Genomic DNA, 2383 nt, shown 5'->3' with positions numbered 1-2383 from the left:
CCGGTTGGCGGTCATCAGTATTGGCGGGGGTCACTTGAAAGGCGAGTAGTTCCCCGCGATCATTAATGACTAAATGGAGTTTGAACCCATAGAACTACCCTGTGGAGGTTTTGCCACGTTTACCCAGTTGTTTAAACACTTTATGGCTAGGAATACGGCGCGGGTGACACACCGCTAATGAGGTCGCATCGATAAAACTGATGCCCGTTTGCTGTCCCCGCCGTCCCATCAGGTATACACATAGAGGGATTAAGGTGGTGGGCATCCATTGAACAAATCGACTATAGCTGACGAAGGCAGGAAAGGCGTCTACTAAGACCGAGCGATGCTTCAGGTAATAATGTTTGAAACACCGATAACTCGATTGAGGAAAGTACACCAAGATCGTCATCACTTCGCTTAAGCAGAGTTGGCGTGGGCGTTGACGCTGCTGCTCACCGTGTGCCAGACGCTGCTGGTTCCACTGGGGAACAAAGGTTTGGCAAAAATCATCAAGGTCACAAAATAATTCGAGTAAACTTGTGGTCATAGCGTCTGCTCCGGGTCGACGGTGTGGGGTGATTGACACACAATCTACTCGATCAGACGCCTTTCCTTAAGCAAAACTCACGTACATTACTTTCGCAAGAGGTCTAATGAATGAAAAAACTTTAACCGACCTAGACTTGGAGCCGATTATGGTGAAGGTTATGGATAAAGAGGAAGGCTTGGGCTGGACTCTTGAGTTCACAAAACGGGTAGCCGCCGAATATGAGAAATATCTGATTCTTTGCAAAGAAAATCCAGAGGCAGCAGTAGTTCCATCCTCTTTAGTGGACTATTTTTGGCATTTCCATATTTTGGATACTCAGAAATATCAAGAAGATTGCCAAAGTTATTTCGGCTATTTCCTTCACCATTTTCCGTATTTCGGAATGCGCGGCAAACAAGACGAGGAGAATCTAAAAACGGCGTGGGCCGATTTATGCGCCCTTTACGAAGCTCGCTTTGGCAAACTTCCAACTGATCTTTGGCTGGCAGGCAAGCGGTGTCCAAACTGCGGGCGTCGGTGCAACTCTTCGATGTTTGCAATGGATCAAAGGCCAAGGCTTGCCATCGCTACATGACATTACGCTTCAAGGGACGCTGCGCGATAAAGCCGCGCAGCGCCCCTGAGCTTCACGTTGACGAGGTTATAACCGATCAATATCTCTAGCTTGAGAGAGCGGCAAGGTGCTGAATTTTTTACACGGCCTTTATATATTGTTACTATATCGCCGTATGATCTTCTCAAGATTAGACCTCCTGCGAAAGTCATTTTTTAAGCAGTTTTATGGGCTAAATTTTGGCCAGCGTTGGACACAATCGCTATACGGGGCAAGCTTTAGCAGAAAAATGAAATTGCTCAATTTTTGACTTTCGCAGGAGGTCTATTGAACTACATTTTACTGTGCAAATTCTTAAAATTAGGATTTACATACTTATGATTTAACTATTTGACTATAAGGCAGTTTTTATTAATACATAACTCCCTCCCAAAGACAACGTAATAAGAGGTCGCCATGTCTGAAGCATCACCCAATACTGGCTGCGGTTGTTCGTCCGTTGTTGGTCTCATAATCATTGCAAGCTTGTTCTTTGGCTACATAGGTATTTCCTTACGGTTTGGCGACCGAACTATCAATTTTGGCAGCGGTGTAAAGAATGAGACATCGCTCATTGATCCGGCAGATATTTACAAGCGGCTTGATGTGGCAAAAAAGCTTATTGAAAGCCTTCCCGAAGAGCCTTCATCAGAAGAATGTCAGAAAATATATGAGACTGATTTCCATCAAGTGTTCAAAGACATGATAACCGCAGATGATTTTAAACGTAAATGTGACTCAGGTTATTTGCCAAACATTCATTCCTCAACGTTCGGAGGATGGTGGTGGCAATTTCCAGACCAAAACGGAGAAACTCCAATATTCTTACGCTATTTTGATGAAAAAAACCATGTTCAACAGGACTTTACGGTACTGGTGAATGGTGATACTGCTCGAGTAGCAGGCCTTTTTAACACTATAGATGGCTCTTCCTTTAGAGATCCTAAAATTGAGATTATCGAATAGCTGGGATGAATCAAAAGGGGATCAAAACCAAAAAACACACAGTGCGCTGAAGCGTGACAGACAACACCAACTTGACCAACAAAAAATAGAGAGTTTGTTCTTTGCCGATAAAATGCGGAGGTCATGTTCATCTTTTATGATTGGTGCTTACCCAAAGTTCACAGTGCGCTGATGTGTGAATCAATGTGACAACTAATCTAACGTGAGTTTTGCTTAAGAGTCACACACAAAGCATGTGAGCTTCAGTAGCCCATTGAAGGGAAGGCTTCTTAGGTTGCCAGGTATAGGCAATG

General features: G+C 44.1%; 2 protein-coding genes and 1 pseudogene. 2 read left to right on the top strand and 1 reads right to left on the bottom strand.

Translation table 11 applies throughout. From position 1 onward, the window contains the following. A pseudogene (locus A3IE_RS23340) lies at window positions 1–529 on the bottom strand (transposase); the annotation flags it as partial. Window positions 530–635: 106 nt separating this feature from the next. On the opposite strand from A3IE_RS23340, the gene A3IE_RS0119265 reads away from it, so the two are divergent. Both A3IE_RS0119265 and A3IE_RS0119260 read left to right on the top strand, forming a co-directional pair. Then, entirely contained in the window at window positions 636–1106 is a 471-nt protein-coding gene (locus A3IE_RS0119265) for a glycine-rich domain-containing protein (RefSeq protein ID WP_020397246.1), read from the top strand. 435 nt (window positions 1107–1541) lie between these two features. Further along, on the top strand, window positions 1542–2090 hold the full coding sequence (locus A3IE_RS0119260) for a hypothetical protein (RefSeq protein ID WP_020397245.1): 549 nt from the start codon (window positions 1542–1544) through the stop codon (window positions 2088–2090). The last annotated feature ends 293 nt before the right edge of the window (window positions 2091–2383 follow it).

The organism is Thiolinea disciformis DSM 14473 (assembly GCF_000371925.1).
GTDB lineage: Bacteria > Pseudomonadota > Gammaproteobacteria > Thiotrichales > Thiotrichaceae > Thiolinea > Thiolinea disciformis.
This window is presented reverse-complemented; position numbering and strand designations above follow the sequence as displayed.

What these genes read in the sequence shown, in the direction of transcription:
- A3IE_RS0119260 (WP_020397245.1), top strand. Translation starts at nt 1,542, where the DNA reads ATGTCTGAAGCATCACCCAATACTGGCTGCGGTTGTTCGTCCGTTGTT.
- A3IE_RS0119265 (WP_020397246.1), top strand. Translation starts at nt 636, where the DNA reads ATGAATGAAAAAACTTTAACCGACCTAGACTTGGAGCCGATTATGGTG.